The sequence below is a fragment of the Bacillus sp. FSL M8-0025 genome, from assembly GCF_037975475.1.
GTDB classification, from domain to species: Bacteria; Bacillota; Bacilli; order Bacillales; family Bacillaceae; genus Bacillus; species Bacillus subtilis.
In genome coordinates this window covers 366,165-386,773 of record NZ_CP150258.1, presented here as the reverse complement: position 1 = coordinate 386,773, position 20,609 = coordinate 366,165, and the positions used below count along the sequence as shown (strand labels likewise).

8 protein-coding genes and 1 pseudogene are annotated in these 20,609 nt (G+C 47.1%); 5 read left to right on the top strand and 4 right to left on the bottom strand.

What is annotated here, in order from left to right; translation table 11 throughout:
* Window positions 1-17: 17 nt before the first annotated feature.
* The 3 genes and pseudogenes from srfAB to hxlR form a co-directional block, all read right to left on the bottom strand.
* Window positions 18-3,107, bottom strand: a pseudogene (gene srfAB, locus MKX38_RS02000) (surfactin non-ribosomal peptide synthetase SrfAB); the annotation flags it as partial.
* 12 nt (window positions 3,108-3,119) lie between these two features.
* Window positions 3,120-13,883: a surfactin non-ribosomal peptide synthetase SrfAA gene (gene srfAA, locus MKX38_RS01995; RefSeq protein ID WP_339188451.1), complete on the bottom strand. Its 10,764-nt coding sequence runs from the start codon at window positions 13,881-13,883 to the stop codon at window positions 3,120-3,122.
* A gap of 574 nt (window positions 13,884-14,457) precedes the next feature.
* Window positions 14,458-14,820, bottom strand: a complete 363-nt coding sequence (gene hxlR / locus MKX38_RS01990; RefSeq protein WP_003246265.1) for a transcriptional activator HxlR — start codon at window positions 14,818-14,820, stop codon at window positions 14,458-14,460.
* Window positions 14,821-15,051: 231 nt separating this feature from the next.
* Between hxlR and hxlA the strand changes: the two genes are divergently transcribed.
* The 5 genes from hxlA (at window position 15,052) to nin (ending at window position 19,121) form a co-directional block, all read left to right on the top strand.
* Window positions 15,052-15,684 (top strand): 3-hexulose-6-phosphate synthase, encoded by a 633-nt coding sequence (gene hxlA / locus MKX38_RS01985; protein WP_003234604.1) that lies wholly within the window; start codon window positions 15,052-15,054, stop codon window positions 15,682-15,684.
* A gap of 5 nt (window positions 15,685-15,689) precedes the next feature.
* The gene (gene hxlB, locus MKX38_RS01980; protein ID WP_069322365.1) at window positions 15,690-16,247 is read left to right on the top strand and encodes a 6-phospho-3-hexuloisomerase; all 558 of its coding nucleotides are present in this window, start codon (window positions 15,690-15,692) and stop codon (window positions 16,245-16,247) included.
* Window positions 16,248-16,357: 110 nt separating this feature from the next.
* Window positions 16,358-18,079 (top strand): methyl-accepting chemotaxis protein TlpC, encoded by a 1,722-nt coding sequence (gene tlpC, locus MKX38_RS01975; RefSeq protein ID WP_326248731.1) that lies wholly within the window; start codon window positions 16,358-16,360, stop codon window positions 18,077-18,079.
* A 167-nt stretch (window positions 18,080-18,246) separates the two neighbouring features.
* Complete coding sequence (gene nucA / locus MKX38_RS01970) at window positions 18,247-18,696, top strand: DNA-entry nuclease (RefSeq protein WP_131227100.1); 450 nt, start codon at window positions 18,247-18,249, stop codon at window positions 18,694-18,696.
* Window positions 18,697-18,722: 26 nt separating this feature from the next.
* Window positions 18,723-19,121 carry a DNA-entry nuclease inhibitor gene (gene nin / locus MKX38_RS01965; RefSeq protein ID WP_339188445.1) on the top strand — a complete coding sequence of 133 codons (399 nt, stop codon included), beginning with the start codon at window positions 18,723-18,725 and terminating at the stop codon, window positions 19,119-19,121.
* A gap of 36 nt (window positions 19,122-19,157) precedes the next feature.
* Here nin and bglC read toward each other — a convergent pair whose 3' ends face one another.
* Window positions 19,158-20,591 carry a 6-phospho-beta-glucosidase gene (gene bglC, locus MKX38_RS01960; protein WP_339188443.1) on the bottom strand — a complete coding sequence of 478 codons (1,434 nt, stop codon included), beginning with the start codon at window positions 20,589-20,591 and terminating at the stop codon, window positions 19,158-19,160.
* Between the last annotated feature and the right edge of the window lie 18 nt (window positions 20,592-20,609).

Here is a 20,609-nt window from a genome sequence, read left to right as displayed (position 1 = left end):
TCTTCCAAATACAGTGCCAGTTCTTGAATAGTCGGCTTTTCAAAAAGCACTTTTATCGGAACTTCCTTATGAAAATGCTCTTGAATTTTCGCCGTCATCATCATCGCTTTCAAAGAATGGCCGCCGATCATAAAGAAGTTATCGGTAACGCCTGCTCTGACGCCGAGTATTCCTTCCCAGATCTCCGCTAATTTCTTTTCACTCTCTGTTTCTGGTGCTGCGTATTCCGGCTGCACGGCTTCTGATTGCGGTGCAGGCAGTTCTTTTTTGTTGATTTTCCCGTTTGGCGTGAGCGGCAGACTGTCCATTTGAATCAGGTGGGCAGGGACCATATAGTCAGGCAAAGACTGAGACAGTGTTTTTCTCAGCTCGCTCACAGCCACTTCACGGTCCGCCGTAAAGTACGCGCAAATTTCATTTTCATCCGCTTTGTTCTTGCGGATGATCACCGCAGCCTCTGTCACATGCTCAGCCATGTTCAGTTTTGTTTCAATTTCGCCAAGCTCAATTCGGAAGCCGCGCACCTTCACTTGGTTGTCGATTCTGCCTAAAAATTCGATATTGCCGTCCGGCAGCCATCTTGCCAAGTCACCAGTGCGATAAATTCTCTCACCCGGTCTGAACGGGTCTTCGAGAAATTGCTTCTCCGTCAACTCAGGGAGATTCACATATCCTCGCGCTACACCGATTCCGCCTACGCAAAGCTCACCAGGCGCGCCGATTGGCTGCAGGCATTGCTGCTCATCCAGGATATAGGCAGTGGAATTTCCGATCGGCTTCCCGATTGGGATAGAGCCGCCATACTCGCGGTCGATCAGAAAACTGGTTGAAAACGTCGTGTTTTCTGTCGGGCCGTACCCGTTCCACAATGAAAGCGACGGCGATGCCTGTTTTACTTTGCTGACAATATGCGGGACAAGGGCGTCACCGCCGATGATTAAATGGCGCAGTATGCCGAACATACCCGCATCCTTTGCAGCAAGCTGGTTGAATAAAGGTGATGTCAGCCACATGGTTGTGATGCTTTGCTCACGCAGGAATGCAGCAAATTGTTTCGCATCAAGCAGTGTCTCTTTTTTGACCGGATAAAGCGCTGCGCCATTCAGCAGTGCGCCGAATACCTCAAACGTTCCGGCATCAAAGCTGACTGCCCCCGTTTGCGCCATGCGGTCCTCTTCAGTAACAGGAACGTACCCGGCATTTTTGACGAGGCGCAGAATGCTTTTATGTTCGATCATGACGCCTTTCGGTTTGCCCGTTGAACCGGATGTGTACATGATGTATGCCAAATCAGACGGGGCGGATGGCAGGTTGAGATTGTCAGCTTCGCTCTCTTCAAAGCCTATGTTCAGTGTAAGAACCGGCACTTGCAGCTGATGTGCCTGCTCTGTATAAGAATTTCCGGTCAAAACCATTCGAACGGAGCTGTCCTCTGCCATGAAACGAAGACGATCCCCAGGAAGCGCTGGATCAAGCGGCACATATGCGGCACCTGCTTTTAACACAGCCAGCATGCCGACAACGGTTTCTACTGAGCGATCGTTCATAATCGCTGCTGTTTCCCCTTTTTGAAGCCCTTGTTCGACAAGCTTTCTCGCCAGACGGTTAGCCGCTGCATTCAGCTCGCGGTACGTCAGCTCGGTTCCTTCATATACGACGGCAGTGCTCGCCGGCGTCCGTTTCGCTTGCTCTTCAAACACTTGGTGAACAGCCATTCCTTCAGGGAGTTCGGCTTTCGTGCTGTTAAACACCTCGACAATTTGCCGCTGCTCTTCGTCTCCCACAAGCCCGTACTCACGCACAAAAGCGGCCGGCTGATTGACAGCTGCTTCCATCATGCGGGTAAGGTGCTCCGCTGTCCGTTCGATAAAAGCGGAATCAAAGGCGGCTCCGTTATATTTAATTTTGACGGTCCACGTTTTGCCCGGATACACAATCAGGTTGAAATCGAAGCTCGTTTGTTCAAATGCGCTTTCTACCTTAATCGAAAACCCGAGGCGGTCTTCCATGCTGCCGTTTTCAAGCTCTTGATCAAGCGGATAATTTTCAAATGCAACCAGATGGTTTAAGAGATTGCCATCAAGAGCTGAGCGTTTTTGAATCTCATAGAGCGGCACGTAATCGTAACGCTCTGCCTCTACTGCATGCTGCTGAACAGCTGTGAAAATATCAGCGAATGCAGCATCTCGTTCAACTTTCACCCGCACTGGAACGGTGTTGATAAACAGCCCCGCCATCGTTTCGATTCCGTTGATTTCAGACGGTCGTCCCGAGACGACCGTTCCGAAGACAACATCATCCGTAAAGTTATATTTGCTAAGAACAATGCCCCAAACGGCCTGAAATAGGTTAGGTCCTGTCACTTGATGGAGATTTGCGGTTTGTTGAATACGGGCAACCAGTGTTTCGTCCCATGTAAATGAATATTCTTTATTGACGTATTCGTCTTTTTTTACAGGCAGGCGGCCCGGGAGCACGCTTGGCTGTTCAAAACCCGCCAAGCGCTCGCTCCAGTAGCTCTCCGCTTCTTCATTGTCCTGTTTTCCAAGCCACTTGATGTAATCGGAATAAGGCTTGCCCTGACCGTTTGCCGGTGTCCTGCCTGCTCTGAGCGCTTCATAGTTTTGGAACAGGCTTTTCATGAGGACGCCCATGCTCCAGCCGTCCATCATAATATGATGATTGCTCCAGACAAGATACAGCTGATCTGCAGCAAGGCGGAAAACCGCCACCTTGAACAATATGTCTTTTGCCAGGTTAAAGCCTTGGCGCTGAACGTCTTGTTTGTAACGCTCAATGTGCTCCTTCTGGCGATTCTCGTCTGCATGACTGATATCCTCATAATGCACCTTTGTTTTGCGTTCCGCTAACACGACCTGACGCGGTTTTTGCAGCTGCTGATGCACAAATACCGTACGGAGAATATCGTATGACCGAATCAGTTCATTGACGCTTTTCTCAAAGATTTCAAGATCAAAAGCGCCGTGAATCCCAAGCTCTAATTGTGTGAAGTACGAGGAAGAATGCGGATCAAGCATCGCATGATACAGCATTCCCTCCTGCATTGGTGTCAGTGCGTACACCTTTTGAATCGATTTTTTGCTCATATGCCACCTCTATTAGAAAATTTCCATTAATTTATCCAGCTCATCCAGCGTCAAATCGTCGTCACCAAGATCACTCGGGGTCAGTTCCGTACCGTCTTGAGATAGGCAATGTTCAATGATTCTGAGAAGATGCGCTTTAAAGCTGTCACTGAATGTTTGTACTGTTTTTTCATGAAATTCAAGAGAATGATAGGCCAGTGACATCGTCAGTTTTCCGTTTTCGATATATCCGACAACATCCAGCGCATTCGGTTTTTCTGTTTCAGGGCTTAATGACTGTCCTGATGGCAGCTCTGATCTCGTAAACAAACCTGCATCCGACATTTCGTCAAACTGACCTAAATAGTTGAAGCTGACATCCGGCTGAATCGAGAACGCCACATCTTCTTTATGTTCCGATGCCGTCAGATAGCGCAGAATGCCGTATCCGACTCCCTTATTCGGCACATGTCTGATATCTTCTTTCATTTGCTTCAGCTGGTAGCCCAGATCATCCGCATGCTTCATATCGAGCACCATTGGGTACATACTTGTAAACCAGCCGACTGTGCGGGAAATGGTCAGGTCTTCTATGATTTCTTCACGTCCGTGCCCCTCTAAATGAACATTTACTCGATCCTGACCCGTCCACTCCTTCATTGCCAATCCGAATGCCGTCAGCAAAATATCATTCATTTCTGTGTGATATGCCTCATGCACCTTTGTGGTGAGCTGTTCTGTCTCTTCAGCAGTCAGCGAGAATTCAATTGTCTTTGTATGTTTCATTCGCTGATCACCAGATTCGCGGTCTTTCGGAAGCTTTGCCGCGACAGCTTGTTCTTCAAGCTGTCTCCAATACTCTTTTTCTTTCAAAAAGGCTTTGGAGTTCGCGAAGTCTTGCAATCTCTCTGCATACTCTGCAAATGAATGTGTTTTCTGCGGGAGAACCGGTTCATTGCCTTGCTCAAGCTGTGTATATACTGCGGCGAAATCCTCCAGTAGAATCCGCCACGAGACGCCGTCAACCACTAAGTGGTGAATGGCGAGAAGCAAGTGGTCTCCGTCTTCCGCTTGGAACAAGCCTGCTTTTAACAAGCCGCCTTCCTGCAAGTCGATGCTGCTTTGCAAACGCTCTGCTTCTCTCTCTATACGGTCTTCGTAATCTGCAGCTTGGCCCTCAATCTGGATGACCTCCAATTGAGCGGAAGCAGCTTCAAGACCTCTGTTGTATTGAATGACGTCTTCCTGTCCCTCACGATAGACCATACGGAGCGCGTCATGATGCTCGATCAGCGCCTGCAATGTTTTCTCCACCCGTTCAGGGTCAAAGCCCTTCGCGGCGTGAAGCATCACCGATTGGTTCCAGTGGTGCTTGTTCGTGAAGTTCTTTTCAAAGAACCAGCGCTGGATCGGCGTCAGGATGACTTCGCCCTCTACCGGGCCTTGGTCTGCCTGTTTGCCTTCGGCACGCTCTACATATTGGGTAAGCTCTTCGATCGTCGGATGCTGGAAGAGATCTTTCATTTCCAGCTTCCAGCCGTGCTGATTCAAGCGGCTCGCCATTTGAATTCCTTTGATGGAATCTCCGCCAAGCGAGAAGAAATTGTCGGTGACACCGACTTCAGACATTCCAAGCACGTCCTGCCAGATGCCGGCAAGCAGCTCTTCCATGTCGGTCGTCGGCGCTTTGTATTCTCCGCTTCCCGCTTCGATGTCCGGCTCAGGCAAGGCTTTGCGGTCGACTTTGCCGTTTGCCGTGACCGGAAGCTCGCTCAGTGTCACCCAGAACGCCGGGATCATGTAATCCGGCAGGGTTTCCTTCAGTGCTGATTTCAGCGCTTCTATATCAGCTGTTTCCGGGGTGACATACGCCGCGATCGCTGTATTGCCGCCTTTATCTTTGACAGCTGTTACCGCCGCATCCTGCACCTCAGAAAGCTGGGCGAGCTGGACTTCAATTTCTGAGAGCTCGATCCGGTAGCCGCGGACCTTGACCTGCTGGTCGATCCGGCCGATGTATTCGATGCCGCCGTTCACCCACTTCACCAAGTCGCCGGTGCGGTACATGCGTTCACCCGGCACAAACGGATCAGCGACAAACCGCTTCGCGGTTTCTTCTTCTCGATTCAGATAGCCTCGCGCTAATCCGCGTCCCGCCACACAAAGCTCTCCGGCTACGCCTTCCGGCTGCACCTGATTGCCCTCTCCGAGAATGTATACTCTCGTATTGGCAATGGCCCTTCCGATGGAAAGCGAGCCTTCCTCCGGATGGATTTCTGCGCTTGTGGCAACGACCGTATTTTCTGTCGGCCCGTAGTTGTTGACGAGTGTGTACGGCTTTTTCACTGCGCGCTTCAGCTTGTCTCCTCCGGTCAAGAGGACGCGAAGTGATGTGTTCTCAAGCTCCATGAACTGTTCCGCAAGCTGTGTCGGCAGGAACGTGATCGTTACGCCGTTCGTTTCAAAATAATCGTTCAGGCGGACGATATCGAGGCGGATCGCTTCATCAATGACGTGAAGCTCGGCACCGATCGTCCAGGTCGGGAACATCTCCCAAATGGAAGCGTCGAACCCAAAGCCCGCGTACTTCGCACTGCGGTCCTCCGCTGTCATGCTGAACGCGTCATGGTGCCAGAAGCACAGGTTCACAAGCGCATGGTGCTCGACCATGACACCCTTCGGCTGTCCGGTCGTTCCAGACGTGTAAATCATGTACGCCAAGTTCTCCGCGGTTACAGCGGTTTCTGGATTTCCCTCGTCGTTTTCATCAAGCGGCAGGCTTAGAATCGTGCGGCTTCCGTCGAGAAGAATGACATCTCCCGTAAAGCTGTCCGGCACTGAAATGCCTTCCTGTTTCAAGAGAAGCTTCGCGCCGCTGTCCTGTAAAATATACTCAATCCGCTGATCCGGGTAGTCAGGATCAATCGGCACAAACGCCGCTCCGGCTTTCAAGACGCCGAGCACCGCGGCGGACATTTCAAGCGACGGCTTCGTGAGAATGCCGACGCGGTCATCCGGACTGATGCCGCAGTCCATCAGAATCCGCGCGAGACGATTCGCCTTCGCATTCAGCTCGCCGTACGTCCAAGACTGGCCGTTGTATGTGACAGCCGGGCGGTCTTTGTGGCGCTGGACAGTCTCTTCGAATAGCTGATGAACCGTTTTGTCTGTCGGCACAGGCAGCGCTTTACCCTTCCATGCCTCAAGAAGCGCTTGCTTTTCTGTCTCGGTGACCAGTGACAGGCTGGAAAGCGGCTGGTTCGGGTTCCCAGTAACTGCATCTAAAAGCTTCATCCAATATTGCTTCCATCGTTCAATCGTTTCCTGCTTAAACAGAGCTGTATTGTATTCGAGTACGAATGTAAGCCCTCCGTCGGTTTCGTCAGCCGTCAGCGTGAGGTCAAACTTGGCTGTTTTCCGTTCAAACGGATGCGGCTCAAGCTGAATCCCTTTCATTGTTAAATCCTTTATATTCGCATTTTGCATTGAAAAAACTGCATCGAATAACGGATTTCTGCTTGTGTCACGCTGAACCTGAACATTTCCGATCAAATCCTCAAGCGGGTAATCCTGCGCATCAAAAGCGCTGAGTGCCGTTTCTTTCACTTCGTTAAGATAGTCAGCAAACGTCTTTTCACCCTTCGGATACGTGCGCAACGCTAATGTATTGACGAACATTCCGATGACGCGGCTGACGTCCGCTTGAGATCGTCCGGCCACAGGTGAACCGACGATGATATCGTCTTGCCCGCTCAGTTTTGATAAAAACGCACTGTATGAAGCCAGAAGCACCATGTAAAGCGTGGAATCCATTTCTTTTGCAAGCCTGCGCAGAGCATCAGCTTTGCCTGCTTCTAATGAAAATGCAATGCGGTCTCCCTCAAATGTTTGAACGGCAGGCCGACTGTAATCAGTCGGAAGCGTCAGCACCGGCAGCTCTCCGTCCAGCTCCTTCAGCCAATGCTCTTCTTGCTTCTTGTAAAGCTCAGACTGAATGAACTGCTTCTGCCACACGGCATAATCCTTATATTGAATACGGAGCGGCTCAAGGTTTTCTCCGTCGTACAGCTTTGAAAGCTCCTCAATCAGCACACCGACAGATGCACCGTCAGAAATAATATGATGCATATCGAACAGCAGCACATGCTCAGTGTCTGAATGCTTGATAAGCCCTATTCTGAACAGTGGAAGTTGGTCGATTTTGAAAGGCTTAATAAACTCAGAAACGATCCGCTCTGTCTCTTCTTCCGGGGCTTCGAAATAGGCTATCTCACACTCAGCCTTTTCCCAGATCCGCTGCACCGTTTCTCCATCTTTTATTTCAAACGTGGTTCTCAGAGCTTCATGACGCTGCATTAACTGCTGCATGACGCTGTTAAGCCTTTCAACATCAAGCTCACCTGTCAGGCGCAGAACCGCCGGCATGTTATAGCTCGTTTGCGCATCCTCAAGCTGCTGAAGCACGTACATCCGTTTTTGCGGTGAAGAAACAGGATACGTATCTTGTTTCTCTGCCGGGCTGATACTTGCGGCTGTCCCTTTTTCAGCAGAGGCAATCACCTGTGCCAAGCCCTCAACCGTCGGTGACTGGAAGAGATCCTTGAGTGACAGCTCAACGCCCAGTTCCTGATGAACCAAGGCAAGCATCTTCATGCCTGCTAATGAATGTCCGCCAATGTCAAAGAAGTGGTCATAAGCGCCGACTTGTTCAGCCTGAAGCACATGTGCCCAAATGTCCGTGACTTTTTGTTCCGTTTCATTGCGTGGCGCAACATATGAAACACCTCTTGAAACGTTGGCATCAGGAATCGGCAGCGCTCTCCGGTCAATTTTTCCGTTCCCTGTCAGCGGCAGCTCGTCCATTTGGATAAACACCGCAGGAACCATATATGCCGGCAAGTCCTTCGCAGCATGCTCTCTCATCTCTTGTGATGAGATGTCTCCATCTCCGACATAGTAAGCGCAAAGCAGTTTATCTCCCGCTCCTTGATCAACGGCAAGCACAACACTCTCCTGAACACGATCATGGGTTTGCAGCTGATGTTCGATTTCTCCAAGCTCGATGCGCTGTCCGCGAATCTTCACCTGATGGTCGATTCGCCCGATAAATTCGATGTCGCCATTCGGCAGCCATCTCGCAAGGTCTCCCGTTTTATACATGCGTTCGCCGGATGTAAACGGATGGGGAACAAATTTCTCCTCAGTCAGTTCTGGACGGTTGTAATAGCCTTTCACGAGTCCTTCGCCGCTGACGCAAAGCTCTCCGGCAATCCCGGCAGGCTGCACGTGTCCCGTACGGTCAAGAATGTATACTTCCGTATTGCTGACCGGTTTTCCAATCGGAACAGACAGCGTGTGCTCCTCCAATTCATCAACCGGATGATACGTCGCGAAAACCGTGCTTTCAGACGGTCCATACATATGAAGGAGCTTGCCCTTTCCAACCGTTTGCAAAGCTTTTCTGACATGCTCAACCGAAGCCCGTTCCCCGCCAAACATAATCTTGCGAAGCGTTGACAAGCATGCCGGATTCAAGTCCACAAGCAAGTGGAACAAAGCGGTTGTAATCATGAGAATGCTGATGTTCTCCCGTTCAATGACGCGGGACAGGCGAGCCATGTCCAAAACGGTTTCCTTCGGTATCAGCACCAGCTTGGCTCCGTTTAACAAAGAGCCGAACATATCGAACATAAACGCGTCAAACACGTAATTAGAAAGACCGAGAATCGTATCCTGTTCTGTAATGCTGAGATAATTCGTTTCCTTTACCGTGCGGAGGATATTGGCATGTGTCACGATATTCCCCTTAGGTGTTCCAGTCGTTCCGGAAGTATACGTCAGGTTGGCCATTGCTGCAGAATCAAGAGGCAGTGCGAGATTTCGCGCATCGGCATGATAGCTTTCTTCCTCATCGGCTAGCACGATAACGCCCTTAAATTCCGCTTCTTCCGCCAAAGCCTTTAATTTCCTCTGAGTGAGAAGCACCTTTGCTCCGCTGTCACGGAAGAAATGCTGCATCCGCTGAATCGGATGTTCCGGATCGATCGGAACATAAGCCGAACCTGATTTTAATACTGCCAAGATCGACACAATCATATCCATTGACCGCTCGCATAAGACAGCCGCAGTTCTGCCTTCGCCAGCTCCAAGAGAAAGAATGCCGCGGGCTAAACGATTGGCCCGTTCATTCAGTTCACGATAAGTGAGTGATTCGCCTTCATATTGAAGCGCAGTGTGGTCTGGCGTATTCGCCGCTTGCTCCTCAAACAGCTGAACAATTGTTTTATCTTTCGGATAAGGTGTTCTGCCCGGGTTAAACTGCTGAATTTGCGAAGCGGCCTCCTCTTCAGAAAGAAGCTTATACTCAGAAATCGGCTTCTCTGGATCAGCCGCAGCATCTTCAAGCAAACGCGCAAAATGCGTAAGCAGCCTGTTTGCCGTGCTTTGTTTAAACAGCTTTGTGCTGTAATCCAAATCAAGCTCAATGCCTTCATCGGTTTCTCTCGCCTGCACGGTCAAATCAAATTTGGCAATCTTGAAATTGGTCTCATGAACAGACAAGGACAGATCGCCGACAGCCGGAATGCCTGCTGTCGCATTTTGAAGGCTGAACATCGTGTCAAACAGCGGATGCCTGCTAACATCACGCGGGATGTTCAAATCTTCAACAAGCCACTCAAACGGATAGTCCTGATGAGAAAAGGCATTCAGCACCCGTTTGCGGACACGCGAGATCAATTGGGTAAACGTCTCATCTTGCTTCACCTCACTGCGAATCGCAAGCGTATTGACAAACATCCCGATAATGCCCTCTGTATCGGAGTGATTTCTGCCCGCTGACGGTGTCCCGACAATGATGTCATCCTGCCCCGTATACTTTGACAAAAGCGTATAGTAAGCGGACAGCATCACCATATATAAAGTGGCGCCGTTTTGTTCAGCCAAACGATTGAGGCGATCCTTTACCCCCGCATCCAGCTTGATTGACACCCGATCCCCTTCAAAGCTTTGAACAGGCGGTCTTGGGTAATCGGACAGAAGCTGAAGCACCGGGAGCTCGCCTGCAAAGACTTCCTTCCAATAAGCCTGGTCCTTCTTGTACCCTTCAGCAGCCTGTCTGCTTTGCCATACAGCGTAGTCCTTATACTGGAGACGAAGCTCAGGAAGCTGTTCGCCTTTATAAATGCGTGCTAACTCCTCCAGCATAATGCCAATGGATACACCGTCAGAAATCAAATGGTGCATATCAAACAGCAGCATATGACGGTTCTCTTCAAGCCCCAGCAAACCGATTCTGAACAGCGGAGCTTTCGCCAAATCAAATGTCCGAACGAATGAAGCCATAATTGCCTCATCTGAGCGGCCGCCTCTTTCAATCATTTCGATGTTGAAATCAACGCTATCGTGAATGTTCTGTCTCGGCGTGCTGTTTTCAAGAACAAATGATGTTCTCAATGACTCGTGGCGTCGGATTAACCCCTGAAATGCGCGCTCCAGTTTTTGAATATCTAAAGGCCCTTCCAGAATTGCTGCCGCAGGCATGTTGTAGCCGACTCCCGCATCCTCGAACTGGCTGACGATATATGTTCGCTGCTGTGCCAGAGAAAGCGGATAATGCTCCTGTTTTTCAGCAGGTTCAATCACCGAAAATGCCCGGCTTTCTCTGTGATCAGCTTCCTCTGCAAGAGCCGCAATCGTCGGATGCTCAAACAAAAATTGAAGCGGAATCTCGATGCCTGTTTCCTTATGAATCTTTGTTAAAAGGGTCATGGCCTTCAATGAATGCCCGCCCGTTTCAAAGAAATTGTCAAAAATCCCCGCCTTCTCAACGTTCAGCACGTCCTGCCAAATGGCTGCGATTGCTTTTTCAGTCTCATTTCGCGGCGCTGTATAGGCAGTGCCGCTGACAGCCTTCACCTCTAGTGCAAACAGCTTGCGGCGGTCGACTTTGCCGCTTGGCGTAAGCGGAATTTCTGTCACTTCTGTAAAGTAAGCCGGCACCATATAGTCAGGAAGCTGTCTGGCCGCATGCTCCCTCAAGCCGGCTGGCGCAAATTCGCTTCCAGGCTTCTGCACAACATATGCGCAAACCTCAAGATTTCCCTGTTCGTCAGGGCGTGCCAAAACAACGGCTTTTGCAACGTCTGGCGCCTGCTGAATCACGGCTTCAATTTCCCCAAGCTCAATCCGGTATCCGCGGACTTTGACCTGGTCATCCTCTCTGCCTAAATATTCGATTGTTCCATCTGGAAGCCAGCGCACCACGTCCCCGGTCCGGTACATGCGATCGCCCGGCACGAATGGATCTTGTAAAAACTTCTCTTCCGTTAATTCAGGCAAATGCAAATAGCCTCGGCCCACACCGTCTCCCGCGATATAAAGCTCACCCGCCACGCCTTCAGGCTGCAGCCGGCCTTTTTGATCCAAAATATATAAGCGGTTATTCCCCAGCGCTTTCCCGATCGGCACATACGCTGATTGAACTGCATTCTCAGGGATAACCGGATGAACAGACGCGTCAACGCACGTTTCAGTCGGCCCGTACACATTAGTCAAACGCGGCGCTGTGCCGGCTTCTTTAAACAGCTTCAGCAGCTTGTCCGCAACAACAGATGACAGGCCTTCTCCTCCGATCAGCATGTGCTTCAGTTTTAGGCCTTCAAAATCGCCCGCTGCTGCCAGCATTTGCAAATGAGCCGGTGTTCCATCCGTCGCCTCAATGCTGTTTCTCCGATAATATGCAGTAAGGGCGGTCCCGTTCGTCACTGTTTTCTTCGGTACGATATAAAGGGTTTGTCCCAAAAGAAGCGACGCGAAGATCTGCTTCACTGACGCATCAAAGTGGAACGGCGCAAGCAATGCCATCCGCAGGGTTTGGCTGCCGCTTTGGTAAATCGTCTGCTGCAGAGATTCAACCAAATGATGAACCTGGCGATGCTCGATCATAACGCCTTTCGGACGTCCGGTTGTTCCCGATGTGTAAATAATGTAGGCAAGATTCCGCGCGTTTACATCAGCCTCCGTCATATCGTCTGCACCTTCCGCAATTGCCTGATCTAAGTCAATCAGCTCAGCATCGGCTTCAGGCGCTGCAACCTTCGATTCAGTCAGGATGAAGTCCGCCCCGCAGTCCTCCAAAATATATTGAATCCGCTCTGCAGGAAAACCCGGATCAATCGGCACATAGGCTCCGCCGGCTTTTAAAATTCCCATGATAGCTGTAATCATCCGTTCAGAACGTTCAATCAAAACCGCGACAGGACTGTCCGGGCCAACCCCTTTCTGTTTCAGCACATTGGCGATGCGTGCGGATTGTTCATGTAACGTTCGATAGGACAATGTACGATCTTCGAATACAACCGCTGGATGATCTGAAAGCTGCTCAGCCTTTTCTTGGAACAGTTCCGGGATCGTCATGTCCTTACGGTAGCTCACAGATTTACCGCCGGCCCTCGCAAGCAGCTTCTCTTTCTCCGCATCAGAAATCATCGTTAATTCATCAATGGTATGCTCTGGATGCGTTAACGCGTTCTCCAGCATGGTAATCATGCGCTCACAAATCATGTTGATTTCTTCACGAGAAAATAAATCAGTGCGGTAATCAAAATCTATGGTGAGTTTCCCAGTATCCCATCGATCCTTTACATGAATTGAGACATCATTTAATCCGCTGCCGCTGAAAATCGGCTCAGTCAAAAAGGCAAGATCCTCTTCTTTCTGCCACTGCATCACTTGATATTCAAGAGAAACAGTAAACAGCTTGGTCAGAGAGCTCTTTGTTTCACGCAAATCGTTGATCAGGAGATTATACGGGTACTTTTGGTGGCGGAGTGTCTTCATGAGATCCTTCATCCGGTCTTTGACAAATTCTAAAAACGCCTGCCCGCCGTCAATGTTTGTCCGAAGCGGAACCGTAGAAACAAACATGCCAAGCATCTGCTTCTCTTTCGCATTTGTCCGGTTGCCCATAAAGGTTCCCGTCACAACATCATTCTGGCCGCTGACCCTGTACAAGTAGGCGGCGAGCAACGATTGAAATACCGAAAGAACACTGACTTTATTCGCCTCACAAAACGACAGAATCTGCTGATGAAGCGCTTCAGGCACATCTTTAGAGAACCTCTCAGCATCTAAACTTCCTCCTGCGGAAGCATTCCGTTTCAGGGAAACAAGTTCAGGCACCGATTCAAATTGCTTGTTCCAAAACGCCTTGTCCTTTTCAAATCGCTTCGATTGAGCATAGTCCTGTTCAGATAAAACATGATCGATAAATGAATGCGAGATTCCTTCTTTTGCCTCTGAGCCGCTGGCTAATTCTAAATAAATGTGCATGATCGCATTCCCGAGAATATTCATGGAGATACCATCAGAAATCACGTGATGAACATTTGCGTAAAACCATACTTCATTTTCCTTTATGGTGAACAAGGAAAAACGGAACAAATCACAATCGTACAACGGCAAAGGTTTTTTCGTTTCCTCCCGGCTCCATTGTGAAATAAACTCTATCGCATTCGGATCTTCAGTAGTGTCAGTATGTTTTATATCAACAGGCCGATACTCGCTAATATATTGTACAGGCTCCCCGTTTTCATCTAGCCGCAACCGAAGGCGCATGGCGTCATTTCTGCGAATAAACTCTTGAATCGCCTGCTCAACAAGCACATAATCAATCGCATCAGCTGAAACCAGCTTACCAATCCCCGCAAGGTTTGAAATGCTCGTGTGAGGATAGAATTTTTCTGTATACCAAATTCGTTTTTGTGCATCCGTTAAAGGATAAAAAGTTATTTCCATATTTTCATACCTCCCCTAGTCTTCATAAGCAGTGAACTTGTGCAGAGCATTTTCTCTTTTTTATCCATACCAGCTTTTAATTCTTATGAACTAACAACCGAAATAGCCCAAAGTACTACACTTAAAAAGCAGTGCTTCCAAACAAAAAACAGATTGCCGCTATTAAAACGGGCAGCCGTCAGTCAGCATTGCGGCGTTTAACATAAGCGGATAAAGACCGCAAGAACCCCTATCCTAACAGGAAACAATTTTGGCTATTTATTCATTGTTTTCAATATTTTTTATCTTACTACCGTTCACTTTAAATGAAAAAAATGTTTTTATCACCGAAAAATGGGTGAAAAGTTTCATGCGGGATGCCGAAAGATTCCAGTTTATTTACAGGGATATTTTTGCGGGATGCCGCAATCATTTCCACTAAACATTATTTACAGAAAAATAAAAATTTTTAAACCAAACTGCTGCGTTCAATTTTTTTTTATTGCTGAATGCAATTTACAATCTTTACATGACTATGTGTACCGCGCAAAAACCGAAAAAAAGGCAAAAAAAAGACACCCTTGCGAAGAGCGTCTTACAACGATTCTTTCATGACATTTTTGTCGATATCAATCAATTCCATATAGCCTTTCCCCCACTCATACATGGCTTCAAGAATAGGCATGAGGCTTTCTCCGTGCGGGGTCAGAGAATATTCAACCTTCGGCGGGACGACCGGATACACTTCCCTGTGAACAATCATATCCTGCTCAAGCTCTCTCAGCTGATTCACGAGGATCTTCTGCGTAATATCAGGAATCAATGTTTTTAATTCATTGAACCGTTTTGTGCCTTCTTTTCCTAAATGCCATAAAATGAGCATCTTCCATTTACCGCCAATCACTGCAAGCGTTAATTCCTTCTCACAATTAAACCTTTTGTCGTCCATCCGGCTCAATAGAATCCCCCCTTAGTAATCTTTTTGTATGTTAGATACGTATCATCACTTACTTACTTTTTTGCAGACTCTTTTTTCATTATACTCACTCATAAAATCAAGCGAAAGAAATCTGATTGTCTCTCCTCACAGTATCCTCCAAGTAACTTGTTGACTTCAAAGTGCCTACTTCTCATCAAATAAGAGAACCTATAGAATGAAAAATAATTCGAAAAAGGGAGTGAATCAACAATGGAATTACAGCTTGCATTAGACCTCGTCAACATCCCGGAAGCCATTGAGCTCGTCAAAGAGGTAGAACAATACATCGACGTAGTTGAAATCGGAACACCGGTCGTCATCAATGAAGGCCTAAGAGCCGTTAAAGAAATAAAAGAAGCATTTCCTCAATTGAAGGTTCTTGCAGACCTGAAAATCATGGATGCCGGAGGCTACGAAATTATGAAAGCGTCGGAAGCAGGCGCTGACATCATCACCGTTTTAGGGGCTACAGACGATGCAACGATTAAAGGCGCAGTAGAAGAAGCCAAAAAACAAAAGAAGAAAATCTTAGTGGACATGATTAACGTGAAAGATATCGAATCCCGTGCGAAAGAAATTGACGCACTAGGCGTTGACTACATCTGCGTCCACACTGGCTATGATCTTCAAGCAGAGGGCAAAAACTCTTTCGAAGAATTAACGACAATCAAAAATACCGTAAAAAACGCAAAAACCGCAATCGCGGGCGGCATCAAACTTGATACACTGCCAGAAGTGATCAAGCAAAACCCTGACCTTGTCATTGTTGGGGGCGGAATTACAAGCGCAGCTGATAAGGCGGAAACAGCTTCAAAAATGAAGCAGCTGATTGTCCAAGGATAACTCCTATGAAAACGACTGAATACGTAGCGGAAATTCTCAATGAGTTACACAATTCAGTAGCTTATATTTCTAATGAAGAAGCTGACCAGCTTGCCGATCACATTCTTTCATCCCACCAAATTTTCACCGCGGGTGCGGGGCGGTCTGGCCTGATGGCAAAATCCTTCGCGATGAGACTGATGCACATGGGCTTCAACGCCCATATTGTAGGTGAGATTCTCACTCCGCCGCTCGCCAAAGGAGATCTAGTTATTATCGGCTCAGGATCAGGCGAGACAAAAAGCTTGATTCATACCGCAGCAAAAGCAAAAAGCTTACACGGAATTGTTGCCGCTTTAACCATCAATCCGGAATCAAGCATCGGAAAACAAGCTGACCTCATCATCAGAATGCCTGGTTCTCCTAAAGACCAGTCAAACGGAAGCTATAAAACCATTCAGCCAATGGGATCATTATTTGAACAAATTTTGCTGCTATTCTATGATGCAGTGATTTTAAAACTCATGGAGAAAAAAGGACTCGATTCTGAAACTATGTTCACTCACCACGCAAACCTTGAATAGCATCACACAACCGGCCTGAAGATCAGGCCGGTTTTATTTTTTCTAAAATAAAACTTTAAACCCAAAAACCCGATAAGTAATATGACCTACAAATCATAAAGGGAGGAATTATGTTGATAAAACGACTTGAGATGAAGCTAGGAACTAAAATTCTTTGCCTCGTTTTCGTGGTGATTCTTTTGTTTTCGGCATCAGTTGGCACTGTGATGCTTAAGGAAATTACAGAAAGCATGAAACAAATGGCAACTGAAAAAGCGAAAGGTGATCTCGCTTTAAGCAGCACTTATATTGATGATGTCATGTCAGGCGACTGGCAGGTGAAAAACAATAAGCTCTATAAAGGGCAAACACAAATCAATGGAAATGAAGATATTGTTGATCTGCTTGGCGAAAAAACAGGTGATACCATTACCATTTTCCAAGGCGATACTCGTGTTGCAACCAATGTCATGAAAAATGGCGAAAGAGCTGTCGGCACCCAGGCTTCTTCTGAAGTTATTGCCGCTGTTTTAAAGAAAGGAAAGCGTTTTTACGGACAAGCAGATGTAGCAGGTTCTTCTTATCAGACTGCATACATGCCGTTAAAAGATCAAAATGGGAACATCATCGGCATGCTGTATACCGGAGCTAATCAAAGTATTTTAGCATCACTTACACAATCACTTTTCACTCAATTCGCTATCGTTCTTGTTATCGTCATTATGGTATCAGTCATCCTTGTCTTGGTTTTCACCAGAAAAATCAACAAGCGGCTGAACGCTTTAAAAAGTGCCTTTGAAAGTGCCGGAAACGGAGATATGACAATAGAGGTGTCAGACAAAACCGGTGACGAGCTATCAGAACTAAGCGTCTATTATAATAAGATGAGAATGAAGCTGAACGATACCATACAAACCGTACAACAATCAGCCCTTCAGCTTGCGTCAGCCTCTCAGCAGCTCTCAGCCGGAGCAGAGGAAACAAATCAAGCTTCAGAAAAAATCACAGAAGCTGTACAGCAGATTGCAAATGGAGCCCAAGATCAGATCACCCGAATTGAAAATAGTGAAAGCTCATTAAAACAAGCTTCAGCAGACATCCGGGATATTTCTGCAAATACTGCCGCTATCGCTGACAAAGGGCAGCTCGCTCAATCAAAAGCAGACATTGGACAAAAGGAAATTGCAAATGTACAGGCGCAAATGGATGCGATTCACCAGTCAATTCAGAAAAGCGGAGAAATCATACACCAGTTAGACGGCCGCTCTAAACAAATTGAGCAAATTTTATCGGTCATCACCCAAATTGCCGATCAGACAAACCTGCTTGCGCTGAATGCAGCGATTGAAGCTGCCAGAGCCGGTGAACAAGGAAAAGGCTTTGCTGTTGTTGCTGATGAAGTACGGAAATTAGCGGAAGAGTCTCAACAGTCTGCGGGGCAGATTTCAAAACTGATCATAGAAATACAAAAGGATATGAACCGGTCTGCAAGATCTGTTGAGTATGTGAAAACAGAAGCTGCAGAAGGAGTCACCATGATCCAGCGCACCAGAGATGCATTTAAGGAAATTGCAGCTGCAACAGGTGAAATCAGCGCCGAGATTAGTGATTTATCAGCATCTGTAACAAACATTTCAGCCAGTGCACATCATATAAATGATTCCTTTGCAGCCAATACGACCGACATTAAAGAATCTACTAAAAATACCCGGCAAGCGGCTGCATTAACAGAGGAGCAATTTGCTGCAATGGAGGAGATTACCGCAGCTTCTGAAACACTTTCTCAATTAGCTGAGGAGCTTACCGGTATCATAAGCCAATTTAAAATGATTAATCAAGCCGAAAACGGCTGATGACTTACTATCATTATTGTAAATTGGCAATCGTATTTTGCTGAAAACAAATATTTCGATCTGCTAAAATTACGATTTCTGCAATAAACTGAGCGTAAAACATAAAATTTAAACCTTTACACCAAATGCTTTCTGGATTACTCTTGTGTCAGTTTTAAAAGCGGGAGGTGAACATCACGACGGACATCATAAAAACGATACTTCTCGTCATCGTCATCATAGCAGCTGCAACTGTCGGTCTGATAAAAGGAGACTTTTTCTCAACTGATCAAAAAACGTCTCAAACGAAAGAATATGATGAAACAATCGCCTTCCCATCTGACCGGTATCCCGAAACTGCCAAGCATATTAAGGATGCGATAAATGAGGGACACTCAGAGGTGTGCACTATTGACAGAGACGGAGCTGAGGAACGCCGCGAGCAATCATTAAAGGACGTACCTTCCAAAAAGGGGTATGACAGAGATGAATGGCCAATGGCCATGTGCAAAGAAGGCGGTGAGGGAGCTTCTGTAGAATACATTTCTCCCGCTGACAACCGCGGAGCAGGCTCTTGGGTCGGGCATCAGCTTACCGATTACCCAGACGGCACAAAGGTTTTATTCACAATTCAGTAAACAGTACATAGAGGAGGAACAGCACATTGATCAAATCATGGAAGCCGCAAGAACTTTCGATTTCATATCATCAATTTACTGTATTTCAAAAGGATTCTACACCTCCTGTAATGGATTGGACTGACGAAGCGATTGAAAAAGGATATGCTGCGGCAAACGGAGCCATTTCCTTTGAGGCACAGCGAAATACAAAGGCCTTTATTCTTTTGCGCCTGAACAGTTCAGAAACAGTAAACTCCTACGAAAAAAAAGTGACTGTTCCTTTTCATGTCACAGAAAACGGAATTCATATTGAAAGCATCATGTCTAAAAGACTGTCCTTTGATCTGCCTAAAGGAGACTATCAATTGACATGCTGGACTGTGTCGGCTGAAATGTCAGATTTGCACGCCGACACTTATATTATTGATGCTGTTTCTGTGTAATGAAAAACCCCTGAGAGAATAACTCTCAGGGACTCTTTATAAACTTTCTCCGTTCGTCTTGATGACATCTTGATACCAATAAAAGCTTTTTTTCTTCAAGCGTTTTAAATCGTATGTGCTTTCTTCATCACGATTGACATATACAAATCCGTATCTTTTTTGGTAGCCGTTCAGCCAGCTTAACAGATCAGTAAACGACCAGCTGCAATAGCCGATTAAATCGACACCGTCACTGATGGCTTGTCTGCATTGCTCAAGATGCGAACGCAAATAATCAATTCGATAATCATCCTGTACAGTGCCGTCCTCAACTTTATCAAATTCACCCAAACCGTTCTCTGTTATAAACACTGGAAGCTGATAGCGGCTTGTAATTCGGCGAAGACCGATACGCAGCCCAATTGGGTCAATTGTCCAATCCCAGTTGCTCGTTGTCAGATGCGGATTTTTTTTCGTTTTGAACACTCCGGGTATCCCCGTCTCCTGATTGGTTCCCTTTTGGCCTGTCGTATTCATTTTCCCTTCTGACACACCATCAAGCGGATTTCGTTCATAGGTGATCGTCTGATAATAATTGACACCTACAAAATCAGGCTTCCCTTTGGCGAGCAGGTCCATATCTCCTGCTTCAATTGTCGGCGCCCATCCCTGTTTTTCCAAGTAGCGGAATGGAATTTGCGGGTAGGTTCCCCTGCAATACATGTCAAGCCACCAATTGTTCGTAAATTCTTCGGCGTTTTCAAATGCCAGTATATCCTCTGGATGGCTTGATAAAGGGTAAGCCGGAGAATAAGCAAAGCTAGGACCTATTTTGCCTTCAGGCACATATTCTCTAAATGATTCGATGGCTTTTGCATTAGCCAGAAACGCAATATGGTTTGCTTCGTAAAATCGTTTTCTGTCTTTCACTCCAGGCGGATGCATGGCTGTAATAAATCCGTGATTAAAATTGTAGTTCTGTTCGTTTAACGTAACCCAATATTTCACCCTGTCTCCAAAACGTTTATAAAGAGTAATACAGTAGTGATTAAAATCCTCTATGATGTTTCTGGATTCAAACCCGCCGTATTCGTCCATAAGCGCTTGAGGCAAATCCCAGTGATATAAAGTCAGAACCGGCTCGATGTGATGAGAAAGCAATTCATCAATCATACTATCGTAAAACGCTAGACCTGCTTCATTGATCTCTCCTTTTCCTTTTGGAAAAACCCGTGGCCAGCTGACGGAAAATCGATATGCTTTTAACCCCATCTCAGCCATCAGAGCGACATCTTCTTTAAATCGGTGATAATGGTCAACCGCAATGTCGCCATTGGTTCCTTTAAACGTTTTGCCCGGTATTTTCGTAAACACATCCCAAACAGAAGGGCCTTTGCCATCTTCATTCCAAGCGCCTTCAATCTGGTACGCTGCAGAAGCAGAGCCCCACAAAAAATGTTTCGGAAAAGATTCTGAATGCTGGTGGATCATAGTGTTTATCACTCCTGA

Excerpts from the sequence above, each read along its gene's own strand:
- srfAA (WP_339188451.1), bottom strand. The coding sequence starts at position 13,883 with ATGGAAATAACTTTTTATCCTTTAACGGATGCACAAAAACGAATTTGG.
- hxlA (WP_003234604.1), top strand. The coding sequence starts at position 15,052 with ATGGAATTACAGCTTGCATTAGACCTCGTCAACATCCCGGAAGCCATT.
- hxlB (WP_069322365.1), top strand. The coding sequence starts at position 15,690 with ATGAAAACGACTGAATACGTAGCGGAAATTCTCAATGAGTTACACAAT.
- tlpC (WP_326248731.1), top strand. The coding sequence starts at position 16,358 with ATGTTGATAAAACGACTTGAGATGAAGCTAGGAACTAAAATTCTTTGC.
- bglC (WP_339188443.1), bottom strand. The coding sequence starts at position 20,591 with ATGATCCACCAGCATTCAGAATCTTTTCCGAAACATTTTTTGTGGGGC.